The sequence below is a fragment of the Blastococcus colisei genome, assembly GCF_006717095.1.
GTDB lineage: Bacteria > Actinomycetota > Actinomycetes > Mycobacteriales > Geodermatophilaceae > Blastococcus_B > Blastococcus_B colisei.
The window spans coordinates 1,892,665-1,911,337 of sequence record NZ_VFQE01000001.1 but is presented as its reverse complement, the minus strand read 5'-3'; the positions used below and the strand labels follow the sequence as shown (position 1 = coordinate 1,911,337).

Below are 18,673 nucleotides of genomic sequence, written 5' to 3'. Positions count from 1 at the left end.
ATCGGACACCCGTACTCCCTCACCGGACGCCGGCCACGGAGGCCAGCGCAGCGGACAGTCGCACGGGATCGTGCCGTGGTGCGCCGTCGAGTTCGGCGACCGGAGCCAGAACGAGCTCGGCACCGCACTCGCGCACCGCAGACAGGAGACCACGACGGTCAACCACCGAGTCAGCATCCGCGATCACCGTGTGCAACGCCACTCCGCCCAGATGCGCCCGCAGGACATTCAGGTGCTCCTCCGGAGAGAACCCGTCGGTCTCGCCGGGCTGCGGTACCAAGTTCAGCACCACCACCACGCGGGCCTGCGCGGCAGCCAGTGCAGCGCGCAGTCTCGGCACGAGGAGGTGCGGCAGTACCGAGGTGTACCAGGACCCCGGACCGAGCGAGACCACGTCCGCCGCTGCGATCGCCTCGAGGACGGCGGCGTGCACCGGAGGGTCCGGCGGAGAGACGAGGATCTCCCTCACGTGCCCCGGGGTGGCGGCGATGGCGACCTGTCCCTTGATGGTGCGGGTGCGCTCGGGGTCGTCGGGGTCGGTGGTCTCCACCCGGGCCACGAGGTCGAGCGGCACGTCGGCCATCGGCAGGACCCGACCGCAGCAACCGAGCAACTCACCGAGATCGTCGAGGGCGCGGGTGATCTCCCCGCCGTGCATCTCGGTGAGCCCGGTGAGCATGAGGTTGCCCACCGGATGCCCGGCCAGGACGCCGGTGCCCCCCAGCCGGTGCTGCAGGAGCGCGGCCAGCTCCGCCCCCCGCGGAGTGTCGCCCGCCAGCGCCGCCAGGGCCATCCGGAGATCCCCGGGCGGCAGCATGGGCATCTCGCGCCGGATCCGGCCGGAGGAACCGCCGTCGTCGGCGACGGTGACCACCGCGGTCAGCTCCTGGGTGATCCGCCGCCACGCCGCCAGCGCCGCGGCCAGGCCGTGCCCGCCGCCGAACGCGACGACCCGGGGCTCGCTGCCCACTACTCGCCGCCCACTACTCGCGGCCCAGATCGCGGTGCCGGGCCGCCGCGGTGAGCCCCTCCGCGGTGAGCCGCCGGGCGAACTCCTCGGCGATGGCCACGCTGCGGTGCTTGCCGCCCGTGCAGCCGACGGCCAGGGTCAGGTAGCGCTTGCCCTCGCGGCGATAGCCGGGGATCAGCAACCGCAGCACGTCGGTGTACCGGTCCAGGAACTCCCCGGCGTCGTCCTGGCCCAGCACGTAGGCGCTGACCTCGGCGTCCCTGCCGGTCCTCGGCCGCAGCTCCGGGATCCAGTGCGGGTTCGGCAGGAAGCGGGCGTCGACGACGAGGTCCGCGTCGAGCGGCAGTCCGTACTTGAACCCGAAGCTCATGACGGTCGCGGTCAGCGGCTGCGTCCGGCCCTCGCGGGCGAAGGCGTTCTCCAGGGTCGCCCGCAGCTGGTGGACGTTGAGGTCGCTGGTGTCGACCCACAGGTCGGCATCCCCGGCGATACCGGTGAGCAGGGCCCGCTCCTCGGAGATCCCGTCGATCAGCGTCCCGTTCCCCTGCAGCGGGTGCTCGCGCCGCACCGACTCGTACCGGCGCACGAGGACCTCGTCCCGGGCGTGCACGTAGATCACCCGCGGGCGGTTGCCCGCGTCGGCCAGCACCCGGATCGACTCCTGTAGGTCGCTGGAGAAGGCACGGCTGCGCACGTCCACGACGGCGGCGAAGCGGCGGATGTCCCCGCGTGCACCCAGCTCGACCATCGGCTGGAGCAGCGCCGGGGGGAGATTGTCGACGACGAACCAGCCGAGGTCCTCCAGGACACGGCCCGCGCTGAGCTTGCCCGCGCCGGAGAGCCCGGTGACGACGACGACCTCGAGCGGCTGGACCTCCGTGGTCGTGGGATCGAGCGCCGGCTCGACGTCGCTCTGCGGTCCCGCCGGACCGCCGGGAACGTCCGGCGGCGGGGCGGAACCGTCCAGGCCGCTGGCGGACCCTGAGGTCACGACGCCACCCGGCCGACCTCGGCGGTCTCCCCGGCCCCGTCGCGCAGCGCGCCGCGCTCGGCCGGGCCCTGAGGTGCCGTCGCCGACTCGGTCACTCCCGGCGCCGCGGTCGCGTCCTCCCCGGGGACCGCGGTCGCGTCCTCCCCGGGGACCGCGATGGCGGCCTGCACCGCCTCGGCCGTCCGCCGCCCGATGCCGGGCACCGCCGTCAGCTCCTCGACGGTGGCGGCCCGCAGCCGCTTGAGTGAACCGAACTGCTTCATCAGCGCCTTCCGCCGCGACTCCCCGAGGCCGGGGACGTCGTCCAACATCGACACCAGCATGCTGCTGGACCGCTTCTGCCGGTGGTACGTGATCGCGAACCTATGCGCCTCGTCCCGCACCCGCTGGAGGAGGTAGAGCGCCTCCGAGGTGCGGGGCAGGATGACCGGATCGCTGTCGCCGGGCAGCCACACCTCCTCCATGCGCTTGGCCAGGCCGCACACGGCGACGTCGACGATGCCGAGTTCCGTCAGTGACCGGCTGGCGGCGGCCACCTGGGGTGCGCCGCCGTCGACCACCAGCAGGTTCGGTGGGTAGGCGAACCGGCGCGGCCGGCCCTCCTCGGCGGCGATCCCCTGCTCGTCCCGGCGATCAGCCTCGTCCTTGAGGTGGCGGGCGAACCGCCGGCGGACGACCTCGGCCATCGCGGCCGTGTCGTCGGTGCCCTGGGCGACGGAGAACCGCCGGTAGTCGGACTTCTTGGCCAGGCCGTCCTCGAAGACCACCATGCTGGCCACCACGTTGGTGCCCTGGACGTGGGAGATGTCGATGCACTCGATGCGCAGCGGCGCGTCGGGCAGCTCGAGGGCCTCCTGCAGCTCCGAGAGCGCCAGCGAGCGGGCGGTGAGGTCGCTGGCCCGCTTCACCCGGTGCCGGGCGAACGCCTCCTTGGCGTTGCGCTCGACGGTCTCCAGCAGGCTGCGCTTGTCGCCGCGCTGCGGCACGCGCAGCGAGACCTTGCCGCCCCGGAGCTCCTCCAGCAGCTCGACGTAGACGTCGGCATCGTCCGGCAGCTCCGGCACGAGCACCTCGCGCGGGACGGCCTCGCCGGCCTCCCCCACGCCGGTCTGCTCGTCGACGCCGCCGTAGACCTGGAGCAGGAACTGCTCGACGAGCTCGCCGGTGGTGACCGCCTCGACCTTGTCGACGATCCAGCCGCGCTGCCCGCGCACCCGGCCGCCGCGGACGTGGAAGACCTGGACGGCGGCCTCCAGCTCGTCCTGGGCGAAGGCGACGACGTCGGCGTCCGTGCCGTCGCCGAGGACCACGGCCTGCTTCTCCAGCGCCCGCTTCAGCGCACCGAGGTCGTCGCGCAGCCGCGCGGCCTTCTCGTACTCCATCGCCTCGGCCGCAGCGGCCATCTCGCGCTCGAGGCGCCTGATCATCGACTCGGTCTTCCCGGCCATGAAGTCGCAGAAGTCGTCGACGATCTCGCGGTGCTCGTCGGCGCTGACCCGGCCCACGCATGGGGCGGCGCACTTGCCGATGTAGCCGAGCAGGCAGGGGCGGCCGATCTGGCCGGCCCGCTTGAAGACGCCGTTGGAGCAGGTGCGCGCCGGGAAGACGCGGGTCAGGGTGTCGAGCGTCTCGCGGATCGCCCAGGCGTGGGCGTAGGGCCCGAAGTAGCGCACGCCCTTGCGCTTGGGGCCGCGCATGACCTGGAGCCGGGGATACTCCTCGTTCAGCGTCACGGCCAGCGACGGATAGCTCTTGTCGTCCCGGTAGCGGACGTTGAACCGGGGGTCGAACTCCTTGATCCAGTTGTACTCGAGCTGGAGGGCCTCCACCTCCGTGCCGACGACGGTCCACTCGACGCTCGACGCGGTGGTCACCATCTGCCGGGTGCGCGGGTGCAGGCCGGCGACGTCGGCGAAGTAGCTGTTCAGCCGCTGACGGAGGCTCTTGGCCTTGCCGACGTAGATGACCCGGCCGTTGGGATCACGGAACCTGTAGACCCCCGGGGACTCCGGGATGCTGCCGACCGCCGGGCGGTACGTGGACGGATCGGGCATGCCTCCACATTAGGTCGCGGCACCGACACGCCGTCGAGCCCCGGACCCGCCCGCCCCTCGCGTCACAGCGCCGGGGCGCGCGACCCGCCGTCGGTCAGGGCGTCGCGGTCGGTACCGGCCGGGAGCGGTACAGCGCACGGCCGACGGAGGCCGCGACGACCGAGCCCGCGCGGTGTGCGAGCCGGGCTCCGCGTCGGATCAGGGCCAGCGCGCAGAGCACACCGACGACGACGGCCGGGACGGCGACCAGCCCGGGCACGGAGTTCCCGATGGCCAGGAGAACGGACACCACGACCGCCGCGAGCAGGACCAGCCCGGACCGCAGACGGGGACCACCCCCGGACACGCCGTAGGGCGCCCCGGTGATCGACATGTCCGGGTCGCAACCGGGTGTGAGTGCGGTCATGCGCTGCCTCCTCGGGGCCACCGGTCGACCACCTGGGGTGACGTCCGTCACAGCGACCATAGGCGGCCGACTCGGCCGGCTCAAGGGCCGGCCCCCGTGCAGGGTGATCAGCCGCCGAGGGCGGGCACCCGCTGCTCCAGCCAGGCCAGGAGGTCGCCGACCACCTCGTCGCGGTTGATCTCGTTGAAGACCTCGTGCCGGGCCTCCGGGTAGACGTGCTGCTCGACGGCGAGCCCGCGCGCCGCGAACAGCTGCGCGAGGGCGGTCACCTGGACGGCGTCGGCCCCACCGACGGGGTCCAGTTCCCCGGACAGCAGCAGGACCGGCAGCCCGGCGGGCAGCGCGGCCACCGCGTCGGGTGTGGCGGCACGCACGGCCAGCGCGAAGACCCCGGCCGCGTAGGCGGCGGTCAGCGGCATCTCGTCCCCGCACAGCGGATCGGCGATGTAGGCGTCCACCTCCGCCGGGTCGCGGGAGAGCCAGTCGTACCGGGTCCGGGCCGGCTCGAACGACGCGTTGAACGCGCCGAGCGCGTCGAGGGCGTGGTCCCCGGCGCCGGCGGCGACCGCCTCCTCCAGCGCGTCGACGCTGGCGGCCAGGTGCGGCGCCACGCCGATGGGGCCCGACAGCACGAGCCCGGCGAGGTCGGCGCCGTTCCGCTCGGCACCGGCCAGGGCGATGACCGAGCCCATCGAATGCCCCAGCAGCACCCGCGGCACCTCCGGGTGGCGGTCGTCCATCACCAGGTGCAGCGCCTCGATGTCGCCCAGGACGGCGTCCACCCCGGGACCACCGAATCGGCCGATGCCGGTGCTCTCCGCCGTCCGGCCGTGCCCGCGCAGGTCCATCGCGTAGACCGCCAGGCCCCGGGCGGTGAGCGCCCCGGCCAGCCGGCTGTAGCGGCCCGAGTGCTCCGAGGCCCCGTGCACGACATGGACGGTCCCCCGCACGTCGCCGTCCGGGAGCCAGCGGCGGTAGTGCACCCGGGATCCGTCCGGTCTCTGGAGCTTCCCGTCCTCGGACCTCGTCGTCATCGCGCGTTCCTCCCAGCCGTCGGTGTCCACTCGGAGTACCGCCAGGAGAGGTCCCGGTCAAGCCGGCTGCCGGCCGCGGTGGGGACCCCCTACGGTGGCCGGGTGCGCGACGGGGCGGGCAGGACGACCGGTGAGGACCGGTTCTCCCGGGGAAACCCCGGGGATCGCACTGTTCCCGAACATCTCGTCAACCGCCAGGCCGTGCGCTCCGCGCACCTGATGGCGCCTCGTTCAGGGGCCGGCTGCCCGTCCCGGCGCGCACTCCCCTCGTGACGGCGCCCTCCGAGCGACGAGCCGCCGGAACCGCAGCGGGCATCGCGACCGCCCTGCTGGCGGGCCGGTGGCGACGGCCGGAGATGGTCCGTCGGACGGCGGTCGCCCTCGGCCGGGACCGGGCTCCGCGATGGGTGGGCACGTTGGTCGGTGAGGTGCTCGATGCCTACCGGGACCCGCCGGTGGACCGGCCGCGGGAGCTCGCCGGATTCGTCCGGACGACTGCGGGCTGGGCGCGCGGGTGGACCGTCGTGCCGCAGCCCCGGATCACCCGCTGGCAGCCGGCTCGGACCGACGTCGTCCACCGCCCGTACGGCGTGGCCGCGTTGCCGGACCTGACGGCGCTGGCCCGCCTGCTCGACGTGGACGCCGGCGAGCTGGCCTGGTTCGCCGACACCCACCGGCTGGAACGCACCGTGGCCGAGCCGCTGCGGCACTACCGGTGGACGACGGACGGCGACCGGCTGCTGGCGGCGCCCAAGTCCCGCCTGAAGGAGATCCAGCGACGGCTCCTGCGGTACGTGATCGGGCCGCTGCGGGTGCACGGGGCGGCGCACGGGTGCGTGCCCGGGCGCTCGGTGCGGACGGCGGTGACCCCGCACACCGGGGCCGCCCAGGTGCTGCAGATGGACCTGGAGTCGTTCTTCGCGAGCATCGCCGCGGAGCGGGTGCACGGACTGCTGCGGTCGGTGGGCGGACTCCCGGAGCCGGTCGCGCTCGCGGTCACCGGCCTGGTGACCACCGTGGTGCCGCGGTCGACCTGGCGGCGGGTCCCCGTGCCGGACGACGTCGACCGGCACCACCGGCTCGGCCGACGGCTGGCGGGCCCGCATCTCCCCCAGGGAGCGCCCACCTCGCCGGCGCTGGCCAACCTCGTGTGCTTCCGGCTGGACCGACGCCTCGGCGGACTGGCGGCCTCGTTCGGGGCTGCCTACACCCGGTACGTGGACGACCTGACCTTCAGTGGCGGTCGGGGGATCGATCAGGGCCCGTTCGAACGGCTGGCCGGTGAGATCGTCGTCGAGGAGGGCTTCCGGCTGAACCGTTCGAAGACCCGGTCGACGTCGTCGGCCGGCCGCCAGTCCGTGCTCGGGACGGTGGTGAACGTCCGTCCCACCCTGCCGCGCACGGAGCGGGATGCGCTGCGGGCGCTGCTGCACAACTGCGCGACGCGCGGCTGGGCCAGCCAGGTCCGGGACCGCGATCCGGCGACCTTCCGCGACCACGTGCTCGGCCGGGTGGCGTGGGCGTCCTCGATCGACCCAGCCTTCGGCGCTCGACTGCGCGCGCGGGCCGCGCTGATCGACTGGTCCAGGCCGGACGAGGGCGCCTGTGGACGGACGCCCGCGGACCGGCCGTCCGATGGCACGCTTCCCCCTCCGGACGACGACGGAGGGGCGCGGTGCGGAGAACGGTGACCGACGGATTCGGTGTCCGCTGGACGGTACGCGCACGGCAGCTGCGCGGGACCGGCACGCCACCGCCGCGACCGGGCCCGGAGGAGGAGTCCCTCCGGCGTCGGCTGACCGCGGCACTGTCCCGGCTACCCGCTCCGGCGGTCGCCGGGGGCACCGGCGACTGGCGTCTGCCTGCCGACACGGCCGACGTCGAGATGCAAGCGACGTTCGCGGAGTTCCGTGACACCCCGATGCGGCAGGGGACCGCCCCGTGGGCCGTCGGTCACGCCGTCCGGCTCGTCGGCGAGGCGATCGCCCACCTCCGGACGCCGCGGTCGGAGACCTGGGAGGTGGAGCTCGTGGCGCGCGGCCGTATCCGGCGATGGGCCCGGTGGCAGATCACCGGGGCGGACGCCGCGGCGCAGGCGTTGGCGACGGTGGCCGCCGGCGTGGGCGCCGGCCGGGTGCCGGAACCGTGGGCCGCGACGCTCGTCGACGTCGTCGACCAACGGCCCCCGTACCGGCCGCAGCCGGTCGCCTGACCTGAGGCCCGGGTCAGACGACCGGACCGATCAGCTCGCCTTCTTGCGCGTCCGCTTCTTCGGGGCCGCAGCCGCCGCGACGGCGTCCGGGTCGAGGATCGTGGCCAGGTAGCGACCGGTGTGGCTCTCGGGGACCCCGGCGAGGAACTCCGGCGGCCCCTCGGCGACCACCGTGCCGCCTCGGAACCCACCCTCGGGGCCCATGTCGATCAGCCAGTCGGCGCTCTTGATGACGTCGAGGTTGTGCTCGATGACGATCACCGAGTTCCCCTTGTCGACCAGGCCCTGCAGGACGAGCAGCAGCTTCCGGATGTCCTCGAAGTGCAGCCCGGTCGTCGGCTCGTCGAGTACGTAGATGCTGCGGCCGTTGGACCGCTTCTGCAGCTCGCTGGCCAGCTTCACGCGCTGCGCCTCACCGCCGGAGAGCGTCGTCGCCGGCTGGCCGAGCCGGACGTAGCCCAGGCCCACCTCGGTGAGTGTGCGCAGGTAGCGGGCGATCGCCGGGATGGCGGCGAAGAAGTCCGCGGCCTCCTCGATCGGCATGTCGAGGACCTCGGCGACCGTCTTGCCCTTGTAGTGCACCTCGAGGGTCTCCCGGTTGAACCGGGCGCCCTTGCACACCTCGCACGGGACGTAGACGTCCGGCAGGAAGTTCATCTCGATCTTCAGCGTGCCGTCGCCGGAGCACGCCTCGCAGCGCCCGCCCTTGACGTTGAACGAGAACCGGCCGGGCAGGTATCCGCGCATCTTCGCCTCGGTCGTGCTGGCGAAGAGCTTGCGGACGTGGTCCCACACACCCGTGTAGGTCGCCGGGTTGGAGCGGGGCGTGCGGCCGATCGGCGACTGGTCGACGTGCACGACCTTGTCGAGGTGCTCCAGGCCGGTGATCGTCCGGTGCCGGCCGGGCACCATGCGCGCCCGGTTCAGCTGGTTGGCCAGGGTCGTGTAGAGGATGTCGTTGACCAGGCTGGACTTGCCGGACCCGGACACGCCGGTGACGGCCACCAGGCAGCCGAGCGGGAACGTGACGTCGACGCCCTTGAGGTTGTGCTCGCGGGCGCCCTTGACCACCAGCTCGCGGCCCGGCGTCGGCTCGCGCCGCTCCCGGGGTATCTCGATGACCATGCGCCCCGAGAGGTACGCCCCCGTCAGCGAGCGCTCGCTCTTCATCAGGTCGTCGAGCTGTCCGCTGACGACGATCTCACCGCCGTGCTCGCCCGCCCCCGGGCCGATGTCGACGATCCAGTCGGCGACCTTGATCGTGTCCTCGTCGTGCTCGACCACGATCAGCGTGTTCCCCATGTCGCGCAGACGGACCAGCGTCTCGATCAGCCGGGTGTTGTCCCGCTGGTGCAGCCCGATCGAGGGCTCGTCCAGGACGTAGAGGACGCCGACCAGGCCGGACCCGATCTGGGTGGCCAGCCGGATCCGCTGCGCCTCGCCACCGGCGAGGGTGGCCGCCGGCCGGTCCAGGGAGAGGTAGTCCAGGCCGACGTCGACCAGGAAGGAGAGCCGGGCCTGGATCTCCCTGAGCACGCGGTCGGCGATGGCCCGCTCGCGCTCGCCCAGCTCGAGGCCGTTCAGCCACTGGGAGGCCTCGCCGATGGACAGGTTGGTGACCTCGGCGATGGACCGGCTGTTGAGCTTGACGGCCAGGATCTCGGGCTTGAGGCGGGTGCCGTGGCAGACGGGGCAGGGCACGTCGCGCATGTAGCCCTCGTACTTGTCCCGCATGTACTCGCTGTCGGTGTGCTCGTGCCGGCGCTCCAGGAACGGCAGCACGCCCTCGAACGCGGCGTAGTAGCTGCGCTCGCGGCCGTACCGGTTCTTGTAGCGCACGTGCACCTGGTCCGGGGACCCGTGCAGGACGGCCTTCTGGACCTTGGCCGGCAGGTCCTCCCACGCCGTGTCCATGGAGAAGCCGAGCATCTGCGACAGGCCGGTCAGCAGCCGGGTGAAGTACTCGTTGCTCATCGAGCCGGCCCACGGGGCGACCGCGCCCGCACCGAGGCTCTTCTCCGGGTCGGGGATGACGAGCTCCGGGTCGACCTCCTTGCGGGTGCCGATGCCGGTGCACTCGGGGCAGGCGCCGAACGGCGAGTTGAACGAGAACGACCGCGGCTCCAGCGCCTCGAACGAGAGCCCGTCGTCGACGCAGGCGAGGTGCTCGGAGAACGTGCGCTCGCGCTGCGGGTCGTCCTCGGCCATGTCGACGAAGTCGAGGACGACGAGACCGCCGGCCAGGCCGAGGGCGGTCTCCACCGAGTCGGTCAGGCGGCGCTTGGCGCTCTCCTTGACCGTGAGGCGGTCGACGATCACCTCGATCGTGTGCTTCTCCTGCTTCTTGAGCTTCGGTGGCTCGGTCAGCGGGTGCACGACGCCGTCGACGCGGACGCGGGAGAAGCCCTGGGTCTGCAGGGAGCTGAACAGGTCGACGTACTCGCCCTTGCGGGCGCGGACGACCGGGGCGAGCACCTGGAACCGGGTGCCCTCCTCCATGCCGAGGACCTGGTCGACGATCTGCTGCGGCGTCTGCCGGGAGATCGGCTTGCCGCAGTTCGGGCAGTGCGGCTGACCGGCGCGCGCGTAGAGGAGGCGCAGGTAGTCGTAGACCTCGGTGATGGTGCCGACGGTCGACCGGGGGTTGCGGTTGGTCGACTTCTGGTCGATGGAGACGGCCGGGGACAGCCCCTCGATGAAGTCGACGTCGGGCTTGTCCATCTGCCCGAGGAACTGTCGCGCGTACGCCGACAGCGACTCGACGTAGCGGCGCTGCCCCTCCGCGAAGATCGTGTCGAAGGCGAGGCTGGACTTGCCCGAGCCGGAGAGTCCCGTGAAGACGATCAGCGCGTCACGGGGCAGGTCGAGGTGGACGTCCTTGAGGTTGTGCTCTCGGGCGCCGCGGACGACGAGCCGGTCCATGTGATCCCTGTCGGTCGCTGTGGCTGGAATGCGGTGGAGCGGACGGCCGTGGTCGCGGCCGAGGGTGGTGCCGGCCGTGGCTGGCGCGACGGCGGTGTCCCCATGGAGCCAAGGCGCTGCGCCCGGTGACTGTTCCCCCGGCTCCGCGCGTCCCCGTGTCACCCGCGTCACGGGCACCCGGTTGCACGGCCCCCGCGTACCGACCTCAGGCAGGTGCCTCGGCCGGTGGCGCGGTGGGGTCGAAGACGGGTGCGTAGCGCCGCCACGGCTGCAGACGTTCCAGCTCTCCGGCCAGCCAGAGTAGTCGCCCCTCGGCGCCCGGGGGGCCGACGAACTGGACCGCCACCGGGAGACCGTCGGGCCGGACGCCGGCCGGCAGCACCGTGGCCGGGAGCCCCGCCAGGTTCCATGCCGCGGTCCACGGCGCCCAGCGGGCGTTCGCCGTGATGTTGGCGAGGAACGAGCGCTCGTGCCACGGCCGCGCCGCGAGCGGAGGGCCCGTCGTCACCGGACTGAGCAGCAGGTCGACATCGTCGAAGTAGCTCACCATGCGCTCCCGGAATCGCGCGGCCGTCTGCGGGCGGATCAGGCCCGCCCGCCGGACGATCCGGCCGATGCGGGCGTGCGTCCGGCTCCGTGGCTCCAGGGCCCGTCGGTCGATGCCGAGGTGTTCCGCGTCGTCCTCGGCACCGACCATCCAGCGCGCCATCGCGCCGGCCGCGGCCCCGGGGGTGATCGGCGGTTCGCGGCGGACCACCGTGTGCCCCCCGGCGGTGAGGAGGGCGACCACTACGTCGACCGCGGCTCGCGTGGCGGCGTCAGCGCGGACGCCGGGGACGGGCGATCGGGTGGAGAGCGCGATGCGCAGCGGACGTCCCGGATCGCCGGGCGATGCCGGCTCCTCCCCCGCCATGACCCCGTGCGCGACCGCCAGGTCGGCCACCGTGGTGGCGAGCGCCCCGTTCACGGCCATGCCCGACCAGCTGTCGGCCCCGATCTCGGCGGGGACCACCCCCGTGCCCGGCTTCAGCGTGACGAGTCCGCAGGCCGCGGCCGGGAGCCGGAGAGACCCCATGCCGTCGTTCCCGTGCGCCAGCGGCACGGAGCCGGACGCCACGGCCGCCGCGCTCCCGCCCGAACTGCCGGCCGGCGACCGGGCGGTGTCCCAGGGGTTCCGGCTCACCGCGCCCGGCCCGTCGGTCGCCGCGTAGAGGCAGAGCTCAGGGGCGCGGGTGATGCCGACGACGATCGCACCGGCCTTGCGCAACCGGGCCACGACCGGGTGGTCGCGGGTCTCCGGTGGCCCCGAGTCGCGCGCCGAGGAGCCGTCGGTGCAGACCTCACCCGCGACGGCGACGTTGTCCTTGACCGCGATCGGGACGCCGGCCAGCGGCATCGCGAAGCGGGTGAGCGCCGTGTCGACGGCATGCGCCTCGGCGAGCGCGGCCTCGCGTCGCACGGCGCGGAAGGCGCCGACGCGGGCGTCGACGGCGTCGATGTGATCGAGATGGGCACGGACGACGTCGACCGCCGTCACCTCGCCGGAGCGCACCAGCGTCGCGATCTCGATGGCCGGCAGCCCGACGGTGCGAGATGCGTTCCCGGCAGCGGGTCGGTCACTGTCGAGAGCTCCGCTAGCGTCCATGCCAGGACCGTAACGGCGGCCGCTGACACTTTCGATCGGAGTTCCGGATGACCACCTCTCCCCCGGCAGGAAACCGCCCCTACACCGGCGACGTCGAGGTGGGCGGCCCCGCCGACGTGCGGAAACTGCCCGGCCTGACCATCAGCAAGCTGGCGGTCAGCGAGATGGCGAACAACGCCTACCTGCTGCGTTGCACGGGCACCGGCGAGGGACTGCTCATCGACGCGGCCGCGGAACCGGAGGCGTTGCTCGGCCTGATCGGGAACGGCGGCGTGCGCACCGTCGTCACGACGCACGGGCACTGGGACCACCACCGCGCACTGCCCGAGGTGGTGGCGGCGACCGGCGCCGTCACCGTCGCCGGCACCGAGGACGCGGCGGATCTCCCCGTGCCCGCGCAGCGGACCGTCGAGCACGGGGACACCGTGGAGGTGGGCGACCAGGTGCTGGAGGTCGTGCACCTGCGCGGCCACACACCCGGCAGCATCGCGCTGGTGTGGCGCGGCCCCGGGGACGCCGGCGTGCACGTGTTCACCGGCGACAGCCTCTTCCCCGGCGGCGTGGGCAACACGCAGCAGGACCCGGCGCGGTTCACCAGCCTGGTCGACGACGTCGAGGAGCGGTTGTTCGGCACGCTCCCGGACGACGCCTGGGTCTACCCCGGGCACGGCAAGGACACGACGATCGGCGCGGAGCGTCCGCACCTCGGGGAGTGGCGCGCCCGCGGCTGGTGACCTCGGACGCGCGACGACGGGGCCGGTCCGCTAGACCGACCCCGCCGCCGTTGTGGTCAGACCGTCAGGCGTCGTCGCCTTCGTGGTCGTGGTCGTGTCCGTGCGCGAGGCCACCGCCGCCCCCGGCGAAGGTGCCCTCCGGACCGGCCGGTGCCGGCAGGTCGAAGGCCCTGCCGGGCACCTTCTCGCCCGGAACGCTGTTCACCGCCTCGGTCGAGTAACCGAAGTGCAGCATGGCGAAGGCGATCAGGTCGCTGTTGACCTCCAGAGCCTCCGGGTCGTAGTTCTCGATGGTGTCGCAGTCCTCGTGGTAGCACGGGTCGAACTGCTCACCGGTCGTGCCGCCCCAGATCTCCCGCTGCTCCTCGGTCTTGCGCACCTCGGCACCGGTGAAGAGCCCGCCGGACGGGATGCCGTTCTCGATGAACGCCTGGTAGTCGCTGCGCCCGGAGAACTCGCTGTCGTCATAGGGCCGGCCGACCTTGGTGTAGTAGGACTCGTAGACGTCCTCGATCGCCTCGGAACCCTCCGGCACGACGACCGTGGCCGGGAAGGTGGACTCGTCGGCGTCGTACACCCCGAGGAAGTAGTTCGGCGAGCCCACCATGTCGTAGTTCATGTACAGGGCGATGCGCTCGAGTTCCGCGGGCGACAGGCCGTTGACGTAGGCGGTCGAGCCGACCAGACCCTCCTCCTCGGCCGCCCACCAGGCGAATCGCAGCGTGTTGGGCGTGTGGGACTTCGCCATCAGCAGGGCCGTCTCCAGCAGTGCGGCCGAACCCGAGCCGTTGTCGTTGATGCCCGGACCGGCGGTCACGCTGTCGAGGTGGGCCCCCGCCATCACGACGTTGTCCGTGTTCTCGCCCGGTAGCTCGGCGATCACGTTGTAGTCGGTGCGTGCCTCCGGCTCGAGCACCTCGATGAGTGCGGTGGAGCCGGCCTGGGCCAGCGCCTGGCCCGCGTCGAAGCTCGTGCCGACGACCGGCCCCGCCGCCTGGTAGGCGCCGAGCGTCGGGTTGACGACGCCGAATCGGTCACCTGGCCCGGCCGCGTCGCCCTGGTTCATGATCACGACCGCCTCGGCCCCGCTGGCCTCGGCGTTCTCGGCCTTGACCTGGAAGCTGCAGGTGCCGCGCTGGACGAGCGCGATGTCGCTGGATCCGCTGAAGTCGAGGCCGGCGAAGTCGCTCGCCTCACAGGCGCTGCTGTTGGCGCGGTCCCCTGTCAGGTTCACGTCCACGGGGATGACCGGACCCTCGACCGTGCCGAAGCCGGAGCCGGTCGCGATCGCATTGGGGTGCTCGGCCTCCGTCGGTGTGAGCTGTGTGAGCTCCGAGGGGTGGAAGAAGGTGATGGGCACCGGGTCGAGCGTGACCTCGTACCCGGCGTCCCTCAGCAGACCGGCGACGTACTCGACGCTCTCGGCGTAGCCCTCGGTGCCGGCGGCCCGCGAGTTCGGGTACACCGGGTCGTTGCTGTTGTCGGCGATCTTCTGGAACGCCTCCATGTGCTCGCGGACGCCCTCGAGCGTCACGCACTGCAGCAGCTTCTCGTAGGTGTTGTTGCTCCGGTTGTCGCAGGCGTTGCCCGGCGCGGCGGTGGCCGCTGTGGCGGGCAGCGCCAAGGCCAGCAGAACTCCGCTGCTGGTCAGGGCGATGGTTCGAGACATCGTCCGTCGTGCGGACGCGGTCCGTCGTTCGCTCACGCTCGGTCCCTTCGATCAGTGATCGGTGACGGGGCCTGCCACCGATGCCGACTCCGTTGTCGGCTTCCTGGACCTCACCGCGTCGATGCGCAGTTGCATAGAGCCAGTTCTCGGACACGCCGTGTCAGGTAGAGCAGCGGTAGGGCTTGCTTTCGCCCTGTTCGCGCCGCAACACGCCGTTGACCTGGCCTTTCGCCTCCACTCAAGTTGGCGACACGCCGGAGGCGCAGAGTTACATTCTGTGTTCACAGCCAGCGTATCGTGATGAATTGAACACTCAACGTGACGTCCGCAGGTCTGGGTGTGGTCATGCGGCAGTCATCGTGACGCCGCGACCGCTTGCGCCGTAGTCCACGGGGAAGCGGGCGTCGTGCTGCCGTCCGGGCGCGAGAAAGCTCAGCAATCGCTCCCCTCCCGCGTGGACGTCGTCCCGCTCGGTGGTTCGGCGACGTCCGCACCCCCGCTCGGGCTGCAGCGGACCGTCAACGGCTCGGCGGGCCGGGAGGCGGGCGGGTCCCCGTTCGCCTCGGCCGGCAGGCCCCCGTCGCTACCCCTCGTCGAACAGCTCGACGACCTCGTCGGCGGTTCCGGGGAGGTACAGCGGGACCACCGACACCATCCACTCGGGACGACGTCCGTCGACGGCGACGGCCAGGTCCCAGGCCGCCCGTGCCGTCAGCGGGCCGAAGCAGCCGTCATCCCCGTCCTCGCCGACGTCGACCTCGACGAGCCACTGGTCGGAGAGGTCGGCCGCGAGCTCGGCGAAGACCGGCTCGGCGTCGTCGTCGGGCTCGGGGGCGTCGGCCTGGACGGGATAGATGAGCGCCATGGCTGCACGCTATGGGCAGGACCGTCCGTGGTGCCTCTTCTGGCGCTCGCCGAATTGCCGGCAGGTGCCGTCCGGACCGTCAGTTCAGAGCTGGATGCCCCGGGTCAGCGCGCCGTCGACGACGAGGTTGGTCCCCGTCGTGAAACTGGAGACCGGGCTGGCCAGGAAGGCGACGGCCCGGGCCATCTCCTCGGGAGTTCCCATCCGGCCGGTCGGGTTCAGCGTCAGCGAGTCGGCGAAGAGCTCCGGATCGCCCTGCTGGATCCCGTTCCAGATGCCGCCCTCGAAGTACGTGTTGCCCGGCGAGACGACGTTCGCCCGGACACCGCGCCCGGCCAGCTGGAACGCCAGCCCCGAGATGTAGCCGACGATCGCCGTCTTCATCGTCCCGTACGGTCCGGAGGCGAAGTCGGCTTCGCGCCCCGTGACGCTGGAGAGAGCGACGATCGCTCCGCGGCCGCTCGCCTCCAGGTGCGGTAGCGCCGCCTTCGATAGCCGCACCGTATGCATGAGGTCGACCTCGAAGGAGAGCCGCCAGTTCTCCTCGGTGTCCGGGACCGCCAGCGCGCTCACGTTGGCGACGACGGCGTCGAGGCCACCCATCCGCCCGGCCGCGGCGTCCACCCAGGCGGTGAGCGCCGGCCCGTCCGCGACGTCGACCTGGACACCGGTGGCCCGCCCCCCGCTCCGCTCGGCGAGGGCCTTCTCCGTCGCGTCGATCTCCGCGCCGTCGCGCGCGCAGAACTCCACGACGGCGCCCTCGTCGACGAACGCCTCGACGATCGCCCGGCCGATGCCGCGGGTGCCGCCGGTGACGAGCACGCGCGAGCCGTTCAGCTGCAGATCCATGACTGGTCTTCTCCCAGAGGTCAGAGCAGGGACGCCGCGCGGCTGCGCAGGTCGTCGTGCAGCCCGCCGAAGGCCGTGGCCGGCGGGAGGAGGGACTTGCGGGCCTTCACCACGGCGCTGTAGTTGGCGTCGACGACGTTGGCGATCGGCACCTCGACGATCTGCGAGAGCAGCTGGTAGGCGTCCATCGCGTGCAGGCCGTACAGCGCCCGGAACCAGTGCACGAGCTCGGTCTGGCCGATCCGCCACGCGTCCTCGAGTGGCCGGCTCGACCCCACGGTCATCCAGTGGGTGTCGTCCTCGAGTCGCGGCCATGCGGGGGCGCCGCCCTTGATCAGTTCGACGATCAGCGTCGTCGTCATGGCGCCCTCGACGGCCGTGCCGCAGGCCTCGCCCTCGCCCTGCCGGTAGTGCCCGTCCCCGATCGAGAACAGCGCCCCCTCGACGTTGACGCCCAGGAAGCAGGTGGTGCCGGCCCGCATCTGGGGTGAATCCATGTTGCCGCCGAAGCGCTCGGGCACCAGGGAGCTGCGCACCTCACCGCCCGACGGGGCGACGCCGACCGTGCCGAGCATCGGCTCGACGGGCAGATCGATGCGCAGGTCGCTGTGCTGCGCGGCGAAGGTGACCGTGTTGCGGGACCGGTCCAGCTCGTAGATCCACGTGGTGTCCGGCAGCGGATCCTGCAGGGTGGCCACCCGGTCGGTGCTGGTGAGCCCGCCGAAGAACGGGATCGCGGCCGACGCGCCCCAGTCGCGCGCGGGCTCCATCGCCACGAAGTGCAGCGCCAGGGTGTCCCCCGGCTCGGCGCCCTCGACGTAGAAGGGTCCGGTCTGCGGGTTGACGTAACGCAGGTCCACCTTCTCGCTCGACAGGTCCGTGGCCGCGCGCAGGGCCCCGCCGAACGCATCGTCCGACCACAGCCGCAGCGCCGTGCCGGGCGTGACCCGCCGCAGCGGTGCCACACCGCCGAAGGTGAACGCGTACTGCTCGAACGTGGGCACGACCTCGACGACGTCCATGCCGCACCCTAAGGAAACCGCAGGTCAGCGTGCAATGGCTGCCCGGCAGTCAGCTGCGCAGGCGGACCCGCTCCGGCGTCAGCTCGGCGATCGACGTGACGCCGAGAAGCTGCATCGTGCGGGCGATGTCGCGGGCCAGGATGTCGGCGGCCCGCTGCACGCCCCGCTCGCCGCCGGCCATCAGCCCGTAGAGGTAGGCCCGGCCGATGAGACAGGCGCGGGCGCCGGAGGCCACAGCGGCGACCACGTCCGCGCCGTCGAGGATGCCGCCGTCCAGGTACACCTCGGCCCGGTCCCCGACGGCATCCACGATCACCGGCAGTTGCTCGAGCGGCGTCGGGGAACGGTCCAGCTGGCGACCGCCGTGGTTGGAGACGACCACGGCGTCGGCGCCGGCGTCGACCACGGCGCGCGCGTCGTCGGCGTCCAGGATCCCCTTCACGATGAGCGCGCCCGGCCAGCTCGCCCGCAGCGCGCGCACGTCGGCCAGGACGGCAGCCGGCTCGAACACACGGTCCACGAGTTCGGCCACCGTGCCGCCCCAGGAGCGCAGCGAGGCGAATTCCAGCGGCGGTGTGGTGAGCAGATCGACCCACCAGCGGGGGTGCAGGGCCGCGTTGACCACCGTCCGCGCGGAGAGTGCGGGCGGGATGGTGAACCCGTTGCGCACGTCGCGCAGTCTCGGTCCGGCCACGGGGGTGTCCACGGTCAGCACGAGCGCCTCGTAGCCGGCTGCGCGAGCCCGCTCCACGAGAGCGGCGCTGGCCTCCCGGTCGCGCCACAGGTACAGCTGGAACCACCGCCGCCCCCCGGGCGCCGCGTCGGCCAGCGCCTCCAGCGACGTCGTCCCCATGGTGGACAGCGCGTAGGGGACACCGACCCGCTCGGCGACCCGGCCGACGGCCGACTCCCCCTCCGTGTGCATGAGACGGGTGAACCCGGTGGGCGCCAAGACCAGCGGCAGGGCGGAGCGGGTGCCCAGCAGCGTCGTCGACGGGTCGACCACGGAGACGTTCCGCAGCACCCGCGGCCGGAACTCCACCCGCTCGAACACCTCGCGCGAGCGCCGCAGGCTGATCTCCGCCCCGGCGGCGCCGTCGGTGTAGTCGAAGACAGCGCGGGGCACCCGCCGGCGAGCGATCTCCCGGAGGTCGCCGATCGTGGCCGCCCGCGCGAGCCGTCGTTCGGTCGCGTTCCCGGACGGGCGTCGCGGCCTCACCAGTTCCTGGAGCTCCTGCCAGCGGGGCAACCGGCGCTCGACCACGGTGTGCACTTCCTTCCTCCGGCGACCCGAGTGCCG

At 72.6% G+C, this 18,673-nt stretch carries 15 protein-coding genes; 3 read left to right on the top strand and 12 right to left on the bottom strand.

The window, feature by feature from the left end; all coding sequences use genetic code 11:
* Nucleotides 1-19: 19 nt before the first annotated feature.
* From FHU33_RS09050 to FHU33_RS09030, 5 genes are all read right to left on the bottom strand, one after another.
* Complete coding sequence (locus FHU33_RS09050; RefSeq protein WP_246063430.1) at nucleotides 20-970, bottom strand: gluconeogenesis factor YvcK family protein; 951 nt, start codon at nucleotides 968-970, stop codon at nucleotides 20-22.
* A gap of 13 nt (nucleotides 971-983) precedes the next feature.
* Complete coding sequence (rapZ, locus tag FHU33_RS09045) at nucleotides 984-1,961, bottom strand: RNase adapter RapZ (protein ID WP_170182378.1); 978 nt, start codon at nucleotides 1,959-1,961, stop codon at nucleotides 984-986.
* Nucleotides 1,958-4,015, bottom strand: coding sequence for an excinuclease ABC subunit UvrC (gene uvrC, locus FHU33_RS09040; RefSeq protein WP_142025062.1), 2,058 nt, complete (start codon nucleotides 4,013-4,015; stop codon nucleotides 1,958-1,960). The genes rapZ and uvrC overlap by 4 nt, the downstream gene beginning before the upstream one ends.
* A gap of 94 nt (nucleotides 4,016-4,109) precedes the next feature.
* On the bottom strand, nucleotides 4,110-4,421 hold the full coding sequence (locus FHU33_RS09035; protein ID WP_142025061.1) for a hypothetical protein: 312 nt from the start codon (nucleotides 4,419-4,421) through the stop codon (nucleotides 4,110-4,112).
* A gap of 107 nt (nucleotides 4,422-4,528) precedes the next feature.
* Nucleotides 4,529-5,455 carry an alpha/beta fold hydrolase gene (locus FHU33_RS09030; protein ID WP_142025060.1) on the bottom strand — a complete coding sequence of 309 codons (927 nt, stop codon included), beginning with the start codon at nucleotides 5,453-5,455 and terminating at the stop codon, nucleotides 4,529-4,531.
* Nucleotides 5,456-5,724: 269 nt separating this feature from the next.
* On the opposite strand from FHU33_RS09030, the gene FHU33_RS09025 reads away from it, so the two are divergent.
* The gene (locus tag FHU33_RS09025; RefSeq protein WP_211355051.1) at nucleotides 5,725-7,146 is read left to right on the top strand and encodes a reverse transcriptase family protein; all 1,422 of its coding nucleotides are present in this window, start codon (nucleotides 5,725-5,727) and stop codon (nucleotides 7,144-7,146) included.
* A complete protein-coding gene (locus FHU33_RS09020) occupies nucleotides 7,143-7,667 on the top strand; it encodes a hypothetical protein (protein WP_142025059.1) in 525 nt (174 codons plus the stop codon). The genes FHU33_RS09025 and FHU33_RS09020 overlap by 4 nt, the downstream gene beginning before the upstream one ends.
* A 30-nt stretch (nucleotides 7,668-7,697) precedes the next feature.
* Here FHU33_RS09020 and uvrA read toward each other — a convergent pair whose 3' ends face one another.
* Both uvrA and FHU33_RS09010 read right to left on the bottom strand, forming a co-directional pair.
* Complete coding sequence (gene uvrA, locus FHU33_RS09015) at nucleotides 7,698-10,589, bottom strand: excinuclease ABC subunit UvrA (RefSeq protein WP_142025058.1); 2,892 nt, start codon at nucleotides 10,587-10,589, stop codon at nucleotides 7,698-7,700.
* A gap of 205 nt (nucleotides 10,590-10,794) precedes the next feature.
* Nucleotides 10,795-12,234, bottom strand: coding sequence for an amidase (locus tag FHU33_RS09010; RefSeq protein WP_142025057.1), 1,440 nt, complete (start codon nucleotides 12,232-12,234; stop codon nucleotides 10,795-10,797).
* 47 nt (nucleotides 12,235-12,281) lie between these two features.
* Between FHU33_RS09010 and FHU33_RS09005 the strand changes: the two genes are divergently transcribed.
* The gene (locus tag FHU33_RS09005) at nucleotides 12,282-12,968 is read left to right on the top strand and encodes an MBL fold metallo-hydrolase (RefSeq protein WP_142025056.1); all 687 of its coding nucleotides are present in this window, start codon (nucleotides 12,282-12,284) and stop codon (nucleotides 12,966-12,968) included.
* A 64-nt stretch (nucleotides 12,969-13,032) separates the two neighbouring features.
* On the opposite strand, the gene FHU33_RS09000 is transcribed toward FHU33_RS09005, so the two are convergent.
* The 5 genes from FHU33_RS09000 to FHU33_RS08980 all read right to left on the bottom strand — a co-directional run bounded on the left by FHU33_RS09000 (nucleotide 13,033) and on the right by FHU33_RS08980 (nucleotide 18,646).
* Complete coding sequence (locus FHU33_RS09000; RefSeq protein WP_142025055.1) at nucleotides 13,033-14,637, bottom strand: M28 family peptidase; 1,605 nt, start codon at nucleotides 14,635-14,637, stop codon at nucleotides 13,033-13,035.
* Between the two features lie 583 nt (nucleotides 14,638-15,220).
* A complete protein-coding gene (locus tag FHU33_RS08995) occupies nucleotides 15,221-15,502 on the bottom strand; it encodes a hypothetical protein (protein WP_142025054.1) in 282 nt (93 codons plus the stop codon).
* An 84-nt stretch (nucleotides 15,503-15,586) separates the two neighbouring features.
* Nucleotides 15,587-16,351: an SDR family NAD(P)-dependent oxidoreductase gene (locus FHU33_RS08990; protein WP_142025053.1), complete on the bottom strand. Its 765-nt coding sequence runs from the start codon at nucleotides 16,349-16,351 to the stop codon at nucleotides 15,587-15,589.
* 20 nt (nucleotides 16,352-16,371) lie between these two features.
* A complete protein-coding gene (locus tag FHU33_RS08985; protein WP_142025052.1) occupies nucleotides 16,372-17,373 on the bottom strand; it encodes an acetamidase/formamidase family protein in 1,002 nt (333 codons plus the stop codon).
* 49 nt (nucleotides 17,374-17,422) lie between these two features.
* Nucleotides 17,423-18,646, bottom strand: coding sequence for an alpha-hydroxy acid oxidase (locus FHU33_RS08980; RefSeq protein ID WP_246063428.1), 1,224 nt, complete (start codon nucleotides 18,644-18,646; stop codon nucleotides 17,423-17,425).
* Nucleotides 18,647-18,673 lie beyond the last annotated feature (27 nt).